Source organism: Streptomyces lincolnensis (genome assembly GCF_021173675.1).
Classification (GTDB): Bacteria; Actinomycetota; Actinomycetes; order Streptomycetales; family Streptomycetaceae; genus Streptomyces; species Streptomyces lincolnensis_B.
Map to the genome: position 1 here is coordinate 21,516 of NZ_JAIHON010000021.1, position 15,734 is coordinate 37,249.

12 protein-coding genes are annotated in these 15,734 nt (G+C 71.3%); 7 read left to right on the plus strand and 5 right to left on the minus strand.

The genetic code is table 11. The annotated features are described in order from the left end of the window. Positions 1–31 precede the first annotated feature (31 nt). The 3 genes from K4B79_RS42670 to K4B79_RS42680 form a co-directional block, all read right to left on the minus strand. Entirely contained in the window at positions 32–601 is a 570-nt protein-coding gene (locus K4B79_RS42670; protein ID WP_232032836.1) for an SMI1/KNR4 family protein, read from the minus strand. Between the two features lie 137 nt (positions 602–738). Then, a complete protein-coding gene (locus K4B79_RS42675) occupies positions 739–2,592 on the minus strand; it encodes an ABC transporter ATP-binding protein (RefSeq protein WP_232032837.1) in 1,854 nt (617 codons plus the stop codon). Beyond that, positions 2,589–4,394: an ABC transporter ATP-binding protein gene (locus K4B79_RS42680; RefSeq protein WP_232032838.1), complete on the minus strand. Its 1,806-nt coding sequence runs from the start codon at positions 4,392–4,394 to the stop codon at positions 2,589–2,591. The genes K4B79_RS42675 and K4B79_RS42680 overlap by 4 nt, the downstream gene beginning before the upstream one ends. 227 nt (positions 4,395–4,621) lie before the next feature. Between K4B79_RS42680 and K4B79_RS42685 the strand changes: the two genes are divergently transcribed. From K4B79_RS42685 to K4B79_RS42700, 4 genes are read left to right on the plus strand one after another with little or no spacing between them, the layout of a single operon-like run. Then, complete coding sequence (locus K4B79_RS42685) at positions 4,622–5,527, plus strand: ABC transporter ATP-binding protein (protein WP_232032839.1); 906 nt, start codon at positions 4,622–4,624, stop codon at positions 5,525–5,527. Further along, entirely contained in the window at positions 5,524–6,273 is a 750-nt protein-coding gene (locus tag K4B79_RS42690; RefSeq protein ID WP_232032840.1) for an ABC transporter permease, read from the plus strand. The genes K4B79_RS42685 and K4B79_RS42690 overlap by 4 nt, the downstream gene beginning before the upstream one ends. Positions 6,274–6,300: 27 nt before the next feature. Then, positions 6,301–7,545, plus strand: a complete 1,245-nt coding sequence (locus tag K4B79_RS42695) for a sensor histidine kinase (RefSeq protein WP_232032841.1) — start codon at positions 6,301–6,303, stop codon at positions 7,543–7,545. Then, positions 7,535–8,173 carry a response regulator gene (locus K4B79_RS42700; RefSeq protein WP_232032842.1) on the plus strand — a complete coding sequence of 213 codons (639 nt, stop codon included), beginning with the start codon at positions 7,535–7,537 and terminating at the stop codon, positions 8,171–8,173. Before K4B79_RS42695 ends, K4B79_RS42700 begins: the two co-directional genes overlap by 11 nt. Before the next feature lie 4 nt (positions 8,174–8,177). Here the strand turns inward: K4B79_RS42700 and K4B79_RS42705 are convergent, their stop codons facing one another. Continuing rightward, positions 8,178–9,581, minus strand: a complete 1,404-nt coding sequence (locus K4B79_RS42705) for a sulfatase family protein (RefSeq protein WP_232032843.1) — start codon at positions 9,579–9,581, stop codon at positions 8,178–8,180. A gap of 132 nt (positions 9,582–9,713) precedes the next feature. Further along, complete coding sequence (glgX, locus tag K4B79_RS42710) at positions 9,714–11,957, minus strand: glycogen debranching protein GlgX (protein WP_232032844.1); 2,244 nt, start codon at positions 11,955–11,957, stop codon at positions 9,714–9,716. A 153-nt stretch (positions 11,958–12,110) separates the two neighbouring features. Between glgX and K4B79_RS42715 the strand changes: the two genes are divergently transcribed. The 3 genes from K4B79_RS42715 (at position 12,111) to K4B79_RS42725 (ending at position 15,609) form a co-directional block, all read left to right on the plus strand. Then, positions 12,111–13,346 carry a L,D-transpeptidase gene (locus tag K4B79_RS42715; RefSeq protein ID WP_232032845.1) on the plus strand — a complete coding sequence of 412 codons (1,236 nt, stop codon included), beginning with the start codon at positions 12,111–12,113 and terminating at the stop codon, positions 13,344–13,346. A gap of 146 nt (positions 13,347–13,492) precedes the next feature. Beyond that, positions 13,493–14,764, plus strand: coding sequence for a L,D-transpeptidase (locus tag K4B79_RS42720; RefSeq protein WP_232032846.1), 1,272 nt, complete (start codon positions 13,493–13,495; stop codon positions 14,762–14,764). A 77-nt stretch (positions 14,765–14,841) separates the two neighbouring features. After that, entirely contained in the window at positions 14,842–15,609 is a 768-nt protein-coding gene (locus K4B79_RS42725) for an enoyl-CoA hydratase/isomerase family protein (RefSeq protein ID WP_232032847.1), read from the plus strand. Positions 15,610–15,734 lie beyond the last annotated feature (125 nt).

Below are 15,734 nucleotides of genomic sequence, written 5' to 3' on the forward strand. Positions count from 1 at the left end.
GGGGGCACTTTTTTGTCTCACGACCAGAGTCTCACGACCAGACGAGTCGTCCTTCGGCGACCGAGCAGGTCGGATGGCTGCCATCGGCGATTCTCGTGAGCATCTCCGCCACGGAGTCGAAGTAGTCGGCCAGCGAGGCGTATTCGCCCGTGGTCGTGTTCTCACCCACGAACCACCTGCCGATACGGCCGTCCCGCGCGTCGATGAACTTTCCCGTCCAGCCGTCCTGGTCCGACAGGAACGGAATCCACTCATTGCGCCAGAACGGATTGTCCGGCTGATCCGGAGGATTGATCCCACCGGGCATGGAGTGGTTCGCGTAGAGCTTCTCCATCGCCCGCACACCCAGAAAGAAAAGTCCCTCGTCCGGAAACCCGTCGAAACCGCAACACGCCACGTCGTCGTCCACATCTTCCTCGGGAAGATCCAGATTGTTCTGCGACAGCCACGCCCGCAGTTCCGGAGGAAGCGGGACACCAATCCGTTCCTCGGCGGCCGCGAGCATCTGTTCCGTGGCCGGCCCGGGCAGATCCGCATGATCGGCCGGGGCGTGCTCCTGAAGAAGACTCATCACACGGGACCAGCTCTCCACCACGCCCATTCCCCACGATCCTCTCTGAACGGACGCCCTCGGCGCCGACCGGAAAACCTCTCCGGAATGGTACGTGGAGCGGCTTGACCGCCCCTGCTCGGCGCCATTCGACGCCGACGAAGTCGCGGATCGCACAAGCCCCGCGATCACGCCAGACTGTCCCGCCACGCCCGGTGCAGATCCGCGAACCTGCCGGTGCCCGCGACGAGTTCGGCCGGTGTGCCGTCCTCGACGATCCGGCCGTGCTCCATGACCAGGACCCGGTCGGCGATCTCGACGGTCGACAGCCGGTGCGCGATCACCACCGCCGTCCGCCCGTTGAGCACCGTCGCCATCGCCCGCTGCACCGCCCGCTCGCCCGGGATGTCGAGCGAGCTGGTCGCCTCGTCCAGGATCAGCACGGCCGGATCGGCGAGCAACGCCCGTGCGAACGCGACGAGTTGGCGCTGACCGGCGGAGATGCGGCCACCCCGCTTGCGGACGTCCGTGTCGTAGCCGTCGGGCAGGCCGCTGATGAACTCGTGGGCGCCGATGGCCTTCGCGGCCCGCTCGACGTCCTCGCGGGAGGCGTCCGGCCGGCCGATCGCGATGTTCTCGGCGATCGTGCCGGAGAACAGGAACGCCTCCTGCGTCACCATCACCACCCCGCGCCGCAGTTCGGGCACGTCCAGGTCGCGCAGGTCCACGCCGTCGAGCAGGACCCGCCCCTCGGAGGGGTCGTAGAAGCGGGCGAGCAGCTTGGCCAGGGTCGACTTGCCGGCGCCGGTCGAGCCGACGACCGCGACGGTCTGCCCGGCCGGGAGGGTCAGGTCGAAGCGGGGCAGCACCTCGCCGCCGGTGCGGTAGGCGAACCGGACGCCGTCGAAGACCACCTCGCGGCCGGGGTGTTCGGAGGCGAGGGGCGGGAGCGGCCGGGGCGTGGCCGGTTCCGGGACCGTCGGCTTCTGCGCGAGCAGGCCGGCGATCTTCTCCAGGGAGGCCGCCGCCGACTGGTAGGAGTTCAGGAACATCCCGAGCCGGTCGATCGGGTCGTACAGCCGCCGCAGGTACAGCACCGCCGCCGCCAGCACCCCCAGTTCCAGCGAGCCGTCGGCCACCCGGTGGGCACCCCACAGCACGATCAGCGCGACCGCCGTGTTCGCCACCAGCCGGGAGCCGACCACATAGCGGGCCATCTCCAGCAGCGCGTCGCCGTTCGTGCGCTCGTGCCGGGCGTTCAGCGCGCCGAAGTCGGCGTCGTTGACGGCCTCGCGGCGGAACGCGCGCACCGGGCGGATGCCGTTCATCGTCTCGACGAACTTCACGATCACGGCCGCGATCGCGGTCGACCGCTTGCGGTACACCTCGACCGCCCGCCGCTGGTAGAGCCGTACCAGCAGGTACAGCGGCACGAAGGACGCCACCGCGACCGCGCCGAGCCCCAGGTCCAGCCAGAGCAGCAGGGCCGAGATGTACACGAAGGACAGGACGACGGTGACGAGTTCCTGGAGGCCCTCGTCGAGCAGCTCCCGCAGGGACTCCACGTCGGTCGTGGAACGGGAGATCAGCCGGCCGCTGGTGTAGCGCTCGTGGAAGTCGATGCTCAGCGCCTGCGCGTGCCGGAAGATCCGGCCGCGCAGGTCCAGCAGCACGTCCTGGTTGACGCGGGCGGAGGCCAGGATGAAGGCGTACTGGAGCCCTCCGGAGGCCAGCGCGCACAGCAGGTACCCGGCCCCCACCGCGATCAGCGGCCCGTGGTCGGCCCGGCGGAACGCCGGTACGGCGCTGTCGATGGCGTACGCCACCAGCAGCGGGCCCGCCTGGACCGCCGCCTGCTGGAGCAGCAGCAGAAGCGTGGTGACGGCGACCCGCGCCTTCATCGGCGCGAGCAGGGAGCGCAGGAGGGCGAGGGTGGCGCCCGGCGGAGTGGGCAGGATGTCCCGGTCGAACGGGTCGCCCGTCCCCGGGGCGTCCCCGGCCGGCTGTTTCCTGTCCGGTGCGGTCGTCGTGGGCGCCGTCATCGGGCGTCGGCCTCCTCGATGTCCTCGCCGGCCTCGGTGATCTCGGTGCCGGCCATCAGGTGCGCGTACTCGGCGTTGGTGCGCAGCAGTTCGTGGTGGGTGCCGACGGCGGTGATACGGCCCCCGGAGAGCAGCGCGACCCGGTCGGCGAGCAGGACGGTCGACGGGCGGTGCGCCACGATCAGCGCGGTGGTCTCCGCGAGGACGTCCCGCAGCGCCGCCTCGACGGCGGCCTCGGTGTGCACGTCCAGCGCGGACAGCGGGTCGTCCAGCACGAGGAAGCGGGGCCGCCCGACGACCGCGCGGGCCAGTGCGAGCCGCTGCCGCTGGCCGCCGGACAGACTCAGGCCCTGCTCGCCCACCTGCGTGTCCGTGCCCTGCGGCAACGCGTACGCGAAGTCGGCCTGCGCGACCGCGAGCGCCCGCTCCAGCTCCGGGCCGCCGGCGGTGTCCGGGGCGCCCATGAGGACGTTCTCCCCGACACTGGCGGAGAAGAGGGTGGGCTCCTCGAAGGCGACGGCGACGAGGGAGCGCAGCCGGTCCCTGGACATCGCGGAGATGTCCTGTCCGTCGAGCGTGATCCGCCCGGAGGTCAGCTCGTGCAGCCTCGGCACCAGCGCGGTCAGCGTGGTCTTCCCGCTCCCGGTGGCCCCGACGAGCGCCATGGACTCACCGGGTCGTATGTGCAGGTCGATGCGGTCCAGCACGGGAGAGGAGCCGGCCGGAGCGTCGGGGTAACGGAAGGAGACGGCGTCGAAGCGTATGCCCCGCTGATCCGTCGACGGCCGCCCGCCGGAGACCCCCGGGTCCTCGACCTCCTCGTCCATCACCTCGAAGTATCGTTCCGTCGCCGTCGCCGCCTCCTGGCTCATCGCCAGCAGGAACCCGATGGACTCCACCGGCCACCGCAACGCGAGCGCCGTGGAGAGGAAGGCCACCAGCGTCCCCGCCGACAGCTCCCCGTCCGCCACCTGCACGGTGCCCAGCACCAGGGCCGCCCCGATGGCGATCTCCGGCAACGTGACGATGACGCCCCAGATGGTCGACAGCAGCGAGGCCTTGCGCAGTTCCGTGCCGCGCAGGGTCCGCGCGAGCTCGCGGAACGCCCGGGCCTGACTGCGGTGCCGTCCGAACCCCTTGATGATCCGGACGCCGAGCACGCTCTCCTCGACGAGCGTGGTCAGATCGCCCACCTGGTCCTGCGCGCGCCGCGCCACCGCCGCGTACCGCTTCTCGAAGACCACGCACGTCACCATCACGGGGACGGCCGGCCCCAGGATCACCAGCCCCAGCGTCCAGTCCTGCGCCAGCATGATGATCACGCCGACGACGATCGTGACACTGTTGACCAGCAGGAACGTCAGCGGGAACGCCAGGAACATCCGCAGCAGCATCAGATCCGTGGTGCCCCGGGACAGCAGCTGCCCGGACGCCCACCGGTCGTGGAAGGACACCGGCAGCCGCTGGAGACGCCGGTACAGAGCCCCCCGCATGGCCGCCTCGACCCCCGCCAGCGGGCGCGCCACCAGCCACCGCCGCAGCCCGAACAGCAGCGCCTCCCCGAGCCCGAGCAGCAGCAGGTACAGCGCCCCGAGCCAGACGCCCGCAGGATCCCGGTGCGCGACGGGACCGTCCACCACCCACTTCAGGACGAGCGGGATCACCAGCCCCACACAGGAGGCGAGGACCGCGACGAACGCGGCGCCGAACAGCCGCGCCCGCACGGGCCGCACGTACGGCCACAGGCGCAGCAGAGTCCGTACGGCGGAACGGTCCTTGGTCTGTACAGGTGTCGTCGCCATCAGCAGGAGCCTACGGACCGGCACCGATGACGCCCACCGAGTTTTGGCCGGACCTGAATCGGCCGTCGGACCTACGACCTGCGTGTTCGAGGAGCCGCACCGGCCGACGCGGGGGTTTGGTGAAGGCTTCCGGGGGAGGTCGTACGACCGCATCCACCGATCGGCTGATGCCGCTTCGAGCGCGACGGCCGATGTGGCGGGGGTGCCCTCGCCGCGACGCTGAGGCCATGTCCTTCATAGAGGTAAGCGATCTGCGGAAGTCGTACGGCGGCCGGGCCGTCGTGGACGGTGTCTCCTTCACCGTCGAGGAGGGCGAGATCTTCGGGATCCTCGGCCCGAACGGAGCCGGCAAGACCACCACCGTCGAGTGCGTCGAGGGGCTGCGTGTCCCCGACGCGGGCCGCGTGCGGGTCACCGGCCTCGACCCCGTCGCCGACCACGCGAGCGTGGCCCGCGTCCTCGGCGCCCAGCTCCAGGAGAGCGAACTCCAGGCCAAGCTCACCGTCCGCGAGGCGCTGGAGCTGTACACCTCGTTCCACGACAGGCCCGTCGACTGGCGCCCGCTCGCCGAGCGCCTCGGGCTGACCCAGAAGCTCACCACCCGGTTCGCCAAGCTCTCCGGCGGCCAGAAGCAGCGCCTGTTCATCGCACTCGCCCTCGTCGGCAATCCCCGGGTGGTCGTCCTGGACGAACTGACCACCGGCCTCGACCCGCGCGCCCGCCGCGACACCTGGGAGCTCATCGAGGACATCCGCGCGGGCGGCGTCACCGTCCTGCTCGTCACCCACTTCATGGAGGAGGCACAGCGCCTCTGCGACCGGATCGCCGTCATCGACAAGGGCCGCATCGCGGCGCTCGACACCCCGGCCGGACTGATCCGCCGCTCGGCGGGCGCCACCGTCATCAGCTTCACCCCGTCCGCCCCGCTCGACGACGGCGACCTGAACGCGCTGCCCGCACTCGCCGCCGTCGAGCACCGGGACGGCCGCCTCACCCTCTCCGGCACCGACGAGACCGTCAACGCCGTGATCACCCTGCTCGCCCGCACCCACATCACGGCCCATCAACTCCGCGTCAACGACGCCACGTTGGACGACGCGTTCCTCGACCTGACCAAGGAGGCATCGGCATGAGCACGGCACTGGTCAACCCCGCCGTACTGAAGTCGGAGATCCGGCTGTTCCGCCGGGAGCCCGGCGCCCTCTTCTGGATCCTGGGATTCCCGACCCTGCTGCTGGTGATCCTCGGCTCGATCCCGGCCTTCCGGGAGGCCGACCCGTCCTTCGACGGGCTGCGCCCGATCGACGGCTACGTCCCGGTGGGCGTGCTGCTCGGACTGATCGTCGGCGGGATCCAGGCGATGCCGCAGACCCTCACGGGCTACCGCGAGCGCGGCATCCTGCGCCGGATGTCCACGACTCCGGTCCGGCCCGCGGCCCTGCTCTCCGCGCAGATGCTGCTCTACGGCGGTGCCGCCCTGGCCTCGGCCCTGCTCGCCCTCGCGGTCGGCCGGCTCGCCTTCGACGTACGACTGCCCGAGCAGCCCTTCGGATACGCCCTGGCCCTGCTCCTGGCGGTGCTGGTCGCCCTCGCGCTGGGCGCGGTGATCTCCGCGCTGTCCCGCACCACGAAGATCGCGGGAGCCATCGGGTCCGCGGTGTTCTTCCCCGCGATGTTCTGCGCGGGCGTGTGGATGCCGGTGCAGACCATGCCCGACGCGCTGGCCCGTGCCGTCGGCCTCACCCCGTTCGGCGCCGCCGCGGAGGCCCTGAACCAGGCGGCGGCCGGCGACTGGCCGGGCTGGGGACACCTGGGCGTACTGGTGGCCTGGACCGTGCTGTTGACAGCCGGTGCCGCGCGCTGGTTCCGCTGGGAGTAGGGGACGGCGGCCGTGCAGACTGAGGGCATGACCGTGGTGGAAACGCAGATCGACCGGCGCTGGGAGCAATTGCGCTCCCTGGGTCCTTACGGTCTGCTCGGCGTCGGAGCCGTCCTCTCGGCCGGCGCCGCCGACCTGATGGACGGCCCCCGCGAGTGGTACGGGGCCGGAGCCCTGGTCGTCGCCGCGATCGTGCTCCAGGTGTGGTGGAACGGCGCCCGGCGCCGGCGTCCCGACCGGGGCCGGACGCCGTCCCCGCCCGGCACGGTCTACTACGTCGTCCGCTGGGCGATCGCCTTCGCGCTCACCTGGATCAACCCGCTCTTCGGCTTCTACGCGGCCACCGGCCTGATGGACGCCGACGAACTCCTCCCGGGCCGATGGCGGCGGCTCGGCGTGTTCGCCGCCGCGGTCACCCTGGCCGGGTCCCAGTCCGGCGGGCTGCCGCCGAAGAGTGCCGGCCAGGGGGCCCTGTTCGCCGGGCTCATCGTCGTCAACGCCGCTCTGCAGCTGGTCATCGCCCACATGGTGGAGCAGGAGGAACTGCGTTCCCGGGAGCGCGCGGAGACCATCACCGCCCTCCAGCAGGCCCTGGACGAGAACGCCGCCCTGCACGCCCAACTCCTCGTCCAGGCGCGGGAGGCGGGTGTCGCCGACGAGCGCCGTCGGCTCGCCGCCGAGATCCACGACACCCTCGCCCAGGGCCTGACCGGGATCATCGCCCAGCTCCAGGTCGTCGCGAACGCCCCCGACGAGAACATGGCGCGCGAGCACGTCGGCCGTGCCATGGACCTCGCCCGGCACAGCCTCGGTGAGGCCCGCCGCTCCGTGCACAACCTCGCCCCGGTCGCGTTGTCCGACGCCGGACTCCCCGAGGTCCTGAAGGCGACGGTCACCGACTGGGGTCAACGCACCGGCGCACGCGCCGAGTTCACGGCCACCGGTGCCACGGAACAGCTCCACGAGGAAGTCGCCGCCACCCTCCTGCGCATCGCCCAGGAGGCCCTCTCCAACGCGGCCCGGCACGCGCGGGCCACCCGTCTCGGTGTCACGCTGAGCTTCCTGGGCGACGAGGTCATCCTCGACATCCGCGACGACGGCGTCGGCTTCGACCCCCTCGCCCTCGCGCCCCGCACCCGCTCGGGCGGCTTCGGCCTCGACGGCATGCGGGCGCGCGCCGAACGCATCGCGGGCGCCCTCACCGTCGAGTCCGAGCCGGGAGGGGGCACGGCGGTGTCGGCTCGCGTACCGTTGGTCCGCCATGACCAGTGACATTTCGGTTCTGATCGTCGACGACCATCCCGTCGTACGGGACGGTCTGCGCGGCATGTTCGAGTCGGCGCCCGGGTTCACCGTGCTCGGCGAGGCGGCGAACGGCGTCGAGGCCGTCGAGCGGGCCGCCGCGCTCGACCCCGACGTGATCCTGATGGACCTGCGGATGCCGGGCGGCTCGGGCGTGGCCGCCATCCGGGAGCTGACCCGCGGCGGCGCCCGCGCCAAGGTCCTCGTCCTGACCACGTACGACACGGACTCCGACACCCTGCCCGCGATCGAGGCGGGCGCGACCGGCTATCTGCTGAAGGACGCCCCGCGCGACGAGCTCTTCACCGCGGTCCGGGCCGCCGCCGAGGGCCGCACCGTCCTCTCCCCGGCCGTCGCCTCCCGCCTGGTCTCCGCCGTCCGCGCCCCCAGGACTCCGGGCAACGAACCCCTCTCCGCCCGCGAGCGCGAGGTGCTGGCCCTGGTCGCCAAGGGCACCCCCAACCGCGAGATCGCCCGCGAACTCTTCATCAGCGAGGCGACCGTGAAGACCCATCTCACCCACCTCTACGCCAAGTTGGGCGTCAAGGACCGCGCGGCGGCGGTGGCGACGGCCTACGACCGCGGGATCCTCGGCTGAGCCCTCAGGACGGGGGATAGGGCAGCAGACCGCCGGCGATCCGCTCCCAGGAAGCCCTGAGCTCGGCCAGCAACTCCGGTCTGTCGGGGGCCAGATCGGCCTGTTCGCGCAGGTCGGTGGCGAGGTCGTAGAGGTGGTCCCTGCCCGCGGAGTCCTGGTGGTACTTCCATCTCCCGCGCCTGAGCGCCCGGTTGGCCCGCACCCGCCAGAACAGGTCCCGCTCCGGCGGCTTCTCGCCGCGCAGCAGGTAGCCGGTGAGGCTGGTGCCGTCCAGGGGGTACGCCGGGTCGGGGCGGGCGCCGCCCAGTTCCAGCAGGGTCGCGGTCCAGTCGGGGGAGAAGTTCGGCTCGTGGCTGACCTGGTGGCCGTCGACGCGGGCCGGCCACCGCAGGATGGTGGGGACCCGGATGCCGCCCTCCTGGAGCACGAACTTCTCGCCGCTCAGCGGCCACAGGTACGACCAGCGTTCGCCGCCGTTGTCGCTGGCGAACAGCACGAGCGTGTTCTCCTCCTGCCCGGACCGGCGCAGCGCGCCGAGCACCTCGCCGACGGCCGCGTCCAGACTCTCCACCATCCGCGTGTACGTGGCGACCGAGCCGCCGTCGTAGTGGTTCAGCGCGGTGTTGATCTCCGCCTGCGTCTTCGCGGCCCGGATCCGCGCCGCGATCCGCGCGCCGGTCTCCTCGTCACCCTCCGCGAGCCAGGGCCAGTGCGGGGTGGTGAAGTTGAGGTTGAGCAGCCAGGGCCTGCCGTGGTCGCGGCTCACGTACTCCACGGCCCGCTCGGTCAGCACGGTCGTGTAGTAGCGCAGGTCCTGGTACTCGGCGTCGCCCTCGTAGAGGTCGTGGGTGCCGAGCTGGCCCAGCTTCGAGAAGTACTCCAGTACGCCCCCGAAGTTGCCGAAGAACTCGTCCCAGCCGGACTTGGTGGGGCTGAAGGCCGGCAGCCAGCCGCAGTGCCACTTGCCGATCAGCGCGGTCGCGTATCCCGCCCGCTTCAGCAGCGAGGCCAGGGTGGGATGGCTCGGGTCCAGGCCCTGCGCGCGGTTCGCGATCGGCTCGGCCAGCCCGCCCTTCGTGCGGCCCGGGTAGCGCCCGGTGTACAGGCTGAAACGGGTCGGCGAGCAGGTCGAGGACCCCGCGTAGGCGTCGGTGAACCGCACGCCCTGGCGGGCCAGCCGGTCCAGGTTCGGGGTCCTGATGTGCGGGGCGCCGTACGACGACAGGTCGGCCCAGCCGAGGTCGTCGCCGAGGATGACGAGGAGGTTGGGGCGCGGTCCGGAGGCCGCGGGGCGGGCCGTGAAGGGGCGTTCGGCGGGGGCCGCCCCGGCGGTCGTCGTACCGGCGACGGCGGTCACGGCACCGCCGCCGACGAGACCGCCGAAGGCACGGCGGGATATCTCGGGCATGCGCCTCAGTCGATCAGCACGTCGATCCCGGGGCCAGGAATCACGGCGAGATTTCATGATCCTGAAACGCCGCCTCAGCCGCCCACCGCGAGCAGCAGCCGCCCAGGCCGACCACCTCCAGCGGCAGCCGTCTCAGTCGGCCACCTTCAGCAGCAGCACCGCCCGCGCCGGCACCGTGATCGTCGTCCCGGCCCGGTGTACGGCACCGGGCGCGTCCGCCTGCTCCTCGCGTGACGTGTCGACGACCACCTCGTACCGTTCGGCCCACGGCGGCCCCGGCAGGACGAACTCCGCCGGGCGGTCACCGGCGTGCAGGACGGCGAGGAAGCTGTCGTCGACGATCGGGGCGCCCCGCTCGTCGCGGCCCGGGATGTCCCGCCCGGAGAGGTACATGCCGAGCGTGGCGGCGGGGGCGTACCAGTCCCGTTCCGTCATCTCGGTGCCGCGGGCCGTGAACCAGGCCAGGTCGCGCAGGCCGTCGGCGGAGTGCGCCCGGCCCGAGAAGAACGCCCTGCGCCGCAGCACCGGATGCCGGTGGCGCAGCTCGATCAGCCGGGCGGTGAGGTCGAACAGCGCCTTCCAGCCGGGGTCCTCCAGCAGCCCCCAGTCCACCCAGCTGATCTCGTTGTCCTGGCAGTAGGCGTTGTTGTTGCCGCGCTGCGTGCGGCCCAGCTCGTCCCCCGCGACCAGCATCGGCACGCCGGTGGACAGCAGCAGGGTCGTCAGCAGGTTCCTGAGCTGCCGGCGCCGGAGCGTCCGGACCCGCTCGTCGTCCGTGTCTCCCTCCGCCCCGCAGTTCCAGGAGCGGTTGTCGTCCGTGCCGTCCCGGTTGCCCTCGCCGTTCGCCTCGTTGTGCTTGCGCTCGTAGGAGACCAGGTCGCGCAGGGTGAAACCGTCGTGCGCGGTGATGAAGTTGACCGAGGCGTAGGGGCGGCGGCCGCCCCAGGCGTACAGGTCGCTGGAGCCGGAGAGGCGGTAGCCGAGATCCCGTACGTCCGGCAGGGCGCCCCGCCAGAAGTCCCGAACGGCGTTGCGGTAGCGGTCGTTCCACTCCGTCCACAGGGGCGGGAAGGCGCCCACCTGGTAGCCGCCGGAGCCCACGTCCCACGGCTCGGCGATCAGCTTCACCCGCCGCAGCACCGGGTCCTGCGCGATGACGGCCAGGAACGGGGAGAGCATGTCGACGTCGTGCATCGAGCGGGCCAGCGCGGCCGCCAGGTCGAAACGGAAGCCGTCGACGCCCATCTCCGTCACCCAGTAGCGCAGCGAGTCGGTGATGAGCCGCAGCACGTGCGGCTGGACCACGTGCAGCGTGTTGCCGCAGCCCGTGTAGTCGGCGTACCTGCGCGCGTCCGACTGGAGCCGGTAGTAGCCGCCGTTGTCGATGCCCTTCAGCGACAGCGTGGGGCCCAGCTCGCCCGCCTCCGCGGTGTGGTTGTAGACCACGTCGAGGATGACCTCGATCCCGGCCGCGTGCAGCGCCCGCACCATCCGCTTGAACTCGCCGACCTGCTGGCCCGTCGTACCGGAGGCGGCGTAGGCCGCGTGCGGCGCGAAGTAGCCGATGGAGTTGTAGCCCCAGTAGTTCTTCAGGCCCTTGCGGAGCAAGTGGTCCTCGTGCGCGAACTGGTGGACGGGCAGCAGCTCGACGGCCGTCACGCCCAGCTTGACGAGGTGTTCGACCGCCGCCGGGTGCGCCAACCCGGCGTAGGTGCCGCGCAGGTCCTCGGGGATGTCCGGGTGCAGCGCCGTGAACCCCCGCACATGCAGCTCGTAGATCACCGAGTCCGCCCACGGCGTCTTCGGGCGGCGGTCGTCCGCCCACTCGTCGTCGGGCGCGTCGTCGTGCACGACCACGCCCTTGGGGACGTACGGCGCCGAGTCCCGGTCGTCGCGCACGGTGTCGGCGACCTGCTGCTGCGGCCAGTCCCGCACATGCCCGTACACCTCCGGCGGCAGCCCGAAGTCGCCGTCCACCGCGCGCGCGTACGGGTCGAGCAGCAGCTTCGCCGGGTTCCACCGGCCGCCGGTCCACGGGTCCCAGCGGCCGTGCACCCGGTAGCCGTAGCGCTGGCCGGGCATCACGCCCGGCACGAAGCCGTGCCAGATCTCGTGGGTGAGCTCGGCCAGCCGGGCGCGGGTCTCCTTGCCGTCGGCGTCGAACAGACACAGCTCGACCGCCTCCGCCCCGCCCGCCCACAGCGCGAAGTTGGTGCCCGCCACCCCGTCCGGGCCGACCCGGAACCGCGCGCCCAGCGGCACCGGCGTCCCCGGCCACACGGGCACGACGGGCACCGCGCGCCGCGCACCGTTCACCAGGGCGGCGGGGCGCTCCCGCTCCGCCGGCACTGCCTCCTGCTCGGCTGCGCTGGACACCGTTCAGCCTCCCACGGCTCGCGGAACGACGGGGAAAAAGGGCGAACGGCATCCCGGACGTGACACCCTCTCGCGTCGTTCTCCCCACTGTTCTGCCCAGCGCCAGGCTCGCACTCACGTTTCCCCGTGGCGTGCCCGGTCGTTGGGCACCCCGTGAGGCACGTAACTGGGCGCGCACGGCGCGTGGGGGTCGCACTGGCCGCCGTACTGACATGGGCAGGGCTGCTGGTGGGAGCCGCCGGCTGCACCGGGAGCACCGGGAGCACGGGCGGGATCGGCATGGGAGGCCTCGGCAAACCCCCCTCGCCCGAGGACGTCATCCGGATCACTCCGGACGACGGCACCAAGGGCGTGCGGCCCGAACGGAAGCTGCGCGTCCGGGTGCCCGACGGGCGGCTGGAGTCGGTGAAGGTCGTCAGGTCCCAGGACGCCCAGGAGTCCCCGGTGCCCGGCCACCTCTCCGAGGACGGCCTGAGCTGGGAGCCCGACGAGTCCCGCCTCGCGCTCGCCGCCCGGTACACCGTCGACGCCGTCGCCCTGGACGGCCACGGCCGCCGCTCCGCCCGCCACACCACCTTCACCACGTACGTCCCCGACGAGCGCTTCATCGGATACGTCAGCCCCGAGAACCGCTCCACCGTCGGCACCGGAATGATCGTCTCCCTGAAGTTCAACCGGGAGATCGCACACCGCGCCGTCGTCGAACGCGCCGTCCACGTCACCGCCCGGCCGCCTGTCGAGATCCGCCCGCACTGGTTCGGCGCGGACCGCCTGGACTTCCGCCCCGAGCAGTACTGGAAGCCCGGCACCCAGGTCACCGTCTCGCTGCGCCTGCGGGACGTCGAGGGAGCGCCCGGGGTCTACGGCCTCCAGTACAAGACGTTCTCCTTCACCGTCGGCCGCAGTCAGGTCTCCCTCGTCGACGCCGCCCGGCACACCATGGAGGTACGCCGGGACGGCGACCTGCTGGCCACCGTGCCGATCACCGCCGGCGCCCCCAGGACCACCACCTACAACGGCAGGATGGTCGTCACCGAGATGCTCGAAGTGACCCGGATGAACAGCCGCACGGTCGGCTTCGGCGGCGAGTACGACATCCCGGACGTCCCGCACGCCCTGCGCCTCACCGACTCCGGCACCTTCCTGCACGGCAACTACTGGGCGCCGGACGCCCCCGGGAGGGTCAATGTCAGCCACGGCTGCATCGGCTTGAGGGACGTGAAGGGCGGGGGCGCGGACACCCCCGCGGGCTGGTTCTTCGATCGCAGCCTCATCGGGGACGTCGTCGAGGTCGTCCACAGCAATGACAAAAAGGTCGCTCCTGACAACGGCCTCGGTGGGTGGAATATGGGCTGGAAGCAGTGGAAGGCGGGCAGTGCTGTGAAGTAGGCCGACAGTCGGTACAGAACAGTGACAACTGCGGGCCGCCGAGGGCCCTGACCTTGTGGTTAATATGCGCCGATGCACGCGCGGGACGCGTGGCGTGATGCGTGGGGGAGCGGGCCCGACCAGGCCCGACGAGGGGAGTAGGGACTTTGAACGTGCGACCGATATCGGGGGCGTCGGTTGACGCGCGCGCGGGCCGGGACGACGACCGGTACAGGGGCCGTGGCGGTAAGGGCCTGCTGGCGCTGATACTCGGCGTCCTGCTGCTGGCGGTCACCGCGTGCGGCGGAGGCGGTGGCTCCGGCTCCGGCTCCGAGGGCAAGGGCAAGGGCGAGGACTCCACACAGTCGGAGACCAAGCAGTCGGAGGCGGTCGTCTCCATAGCCCCGAAGAACGGCGCCAAGGCCGTCGACACCAGCGGCGCCCTCAAGGTCACCGCCGCCAAGGGCAGGTTGACCCAGGTCGAGGTCAAGGACGCCAAGGGCACCGCGATCGCCGGGAAGATCGCCGCCGACGGTGCCAGTTGGACGCCGTCCACCCACCTCGCCTCCGGCACCGCGTACACCGTGCACGCGATCGCCAAGGACGCCGAAGGCCGCACGGCAGCCGAGGACTCCCGCTTCACCACCCTGACGCCCGAGAACACCTTCCTCGGCAACTTCACCCCCGAGGACGGCTCCAAGGTCGGCGTCGGGATGCCGTTCTCGATCCGCTTCACCCGGGGCATCACCAGCCCCGAGGACGTCGAGAAGGCCATCACCGTCAAGACCGAACCGGCCGTCGAGGTCGCGGGCCACTGGTTCGGCAACGACCGCCTGGACTTCCGCCCCGAGAAGTACTGGAAGGAAGGCACCAAGGTCACCGTCGACCTCAACCTCGACGGCGTAGAGGGGCGCGAGGGCGTCTACGGCAAGCAGGACAAGACCGTCTCCTTCACCATCGGCCGCGACCAGGTCTCCGTCGTGGACGTGAAGACCAAGAAGATGAAGGTCATGCAGGACGGCAAGACCATCAGGACCATCCCCGTCACCACCGGCAAGCCCGGCTACGACACCTGGAACGGCCAGATGGTCATCAGCGAGATGCTCGAGGTCACCCGCATGAACGGCGAGACCGTCGGCTACGGCGGCGAGTACGACATCAAGGACGTCCCGCACGCCGCCCGCCTCACCACCTCCGGCACCTTCCTCCACGGCAACTACTGGGGCGGCGACGCCTTCGGCAACTACAACGCCAGCCACGGCTGCATCGGCCTGCGCGACGTCAAGGGCGGCTACGACAGCGACGTCCCCGCCGCCTGGTTCTTCAACCACTCGATGGTCGGCGACGTGGTGGTCGTGAAGAACTCCAACGACGCCACGGTCGCCCCGGACAACGGCCTCAATGGCTGGAACATGTCCTGGGAGAAGTGGAAGGCGTAGCCGCTCCGCGGTCCGCGGCCCCGGTGTGAGCTACGGCACCGGGGCCGCGGCCGTTAATGATGGTTAACCTGACCTGCATGACCGTGAATCTCGAAGTCGCCGAAGGCGTCGGCACGCTCCGGCTCGACCGCCCGCCCATGAACGCGCTGGACGTGGCCACACAGGACCGGCTGAAGGAACTCGCCGAGGAGGCGACCCGGCGCACCGACGTACGGGCCGTGATCGTGTACGGCGGGGAGAAGGTGTTCGCGGCCGGCGCGGACATCAAGGAGATGCAGGCCATGGACCACACCGCGATGGTCCTGCGCGCCCGCGCCCTCCAGGACGCGTTCACCGCGGTGGCCCGCATCCCCAAGCCGGTGGTGGCGGCCGTCACCGGGTACGCGCTCGGCGGCGGCTGCGAGTTGGCGCTCTGCGCGGACTTCCGTATCGCCGCGGACAACGCCAAGCTCGGCCAGCCCGAGATCCTGCTCGGCCTGATCCCGGGCGCGGGAGGCACCCAGCGGTTGTCCCGCCTGATCGGTCCCTCCAAGGCCAAGGACCTGATCTTCACCGGCCGCATGGTGAAGGCGGACGAGGCGCTGACGCTGGGGCTGGTGGACCGGGTGGTGCCGGCCGCCGAGGTGTACGAGCAGGCCCACGCCTGGGCGGCGAAGCTGGCCCAGGGCCCGGCGCTCGCGTTGCGCGCGGCCAAGGAGGCCGTCGACACCGGCCTGGAGACCGACATCGAGACGGGGCTCGCGGTGGAACGGAACTGGTTCGCGGGCCTGTTCGCCACGGAGGACCGGGAGCGGGGCATGAAGAGCTTCGTCGAGGAGGGCCCCGGCAAGGCGAAATTCCTCTGAACCACTTGCAATTGACAGGATGTCTGACCCGGGTCCCTCGTTGGGGCGGTTTATGGGAGCCTTAAGGCACCCTTAAGTCTGTCGCGTCGAGGGAGCGGGTCGCTTGCCGCCGATTGAGCCGTTAC

What these genes read in the sequence shown, in the direction of transcription:
- K4B79_RS42670 (WP_232032836.1), bottom strand. Translation starts at nt 601, where the DNA reads ATGGGCGTGGTGGAGAGCTGGTCCCGTGTGATGAGTCTTCTTCAGGAG.
- K4B79_RS42675 (WP_232032837.1), bottom strand. Translation starts at nt 2,592, where the DNA reads ATGACGGCGCCCACGACGACCGCACCGGACAGGAAACAGCCGGCCGGG.
- K4B79_RS42680 (WP_232032838.1), bottom strand. Translation starts at nt 4,394, where the DNA reads ATGGCGACGACACCTGTACAGACCAAGGACCGTTCCGCCGTACGGACT.
- K4B79_RS42685 (WP_232032839.1), top strand. Translation starts at nt 4,622, where the DNA reads ATGTCCTTCATAGAGGTAAGCGATCTGCGGAAGTCGTACGGCGGCCGG.
- K4B79_RS42690 (WP_232032840.1), top strand. Translation starts at nt 5,524, where the DNA reads ATGAGCACGGCACTGGTCAACCCCGCCGTACTGAAGTCGGAGATCCGG.
- K4B79_RS42695 (WP_232032841.1), top strand. Translation starts at nt 6,301, where the DNA reads ATGACCGTGGTGGAAACGCAGATCGACCGGCGCTGGGAGCAATTGCGC.
- K4B79_RS42700 (WP_232032842.1), top strand. Translation starts at nt 7,535, where the DNA reads ATGACCAGTGACATTTCGGTTCTGATCGTCGACGACCATCCCGTCGTA.
- K4B79_RS42705 (WP_232032843.1), bottom strand. Translation starts at nt 9,581, where the DNA reads ATGCCCGAGATATCCCGCCGTGCCTTCGGCGGTCTCGTCGGCGGCGGT.
- K4B79_RS42725 (WP_232032847.1), top strand. Translation starts at nt 14,842, where the DNA reads ATGACCGTGAATCTCGAAGTCGCCGAAGGCGTCGGCACGCTCCGGCTC.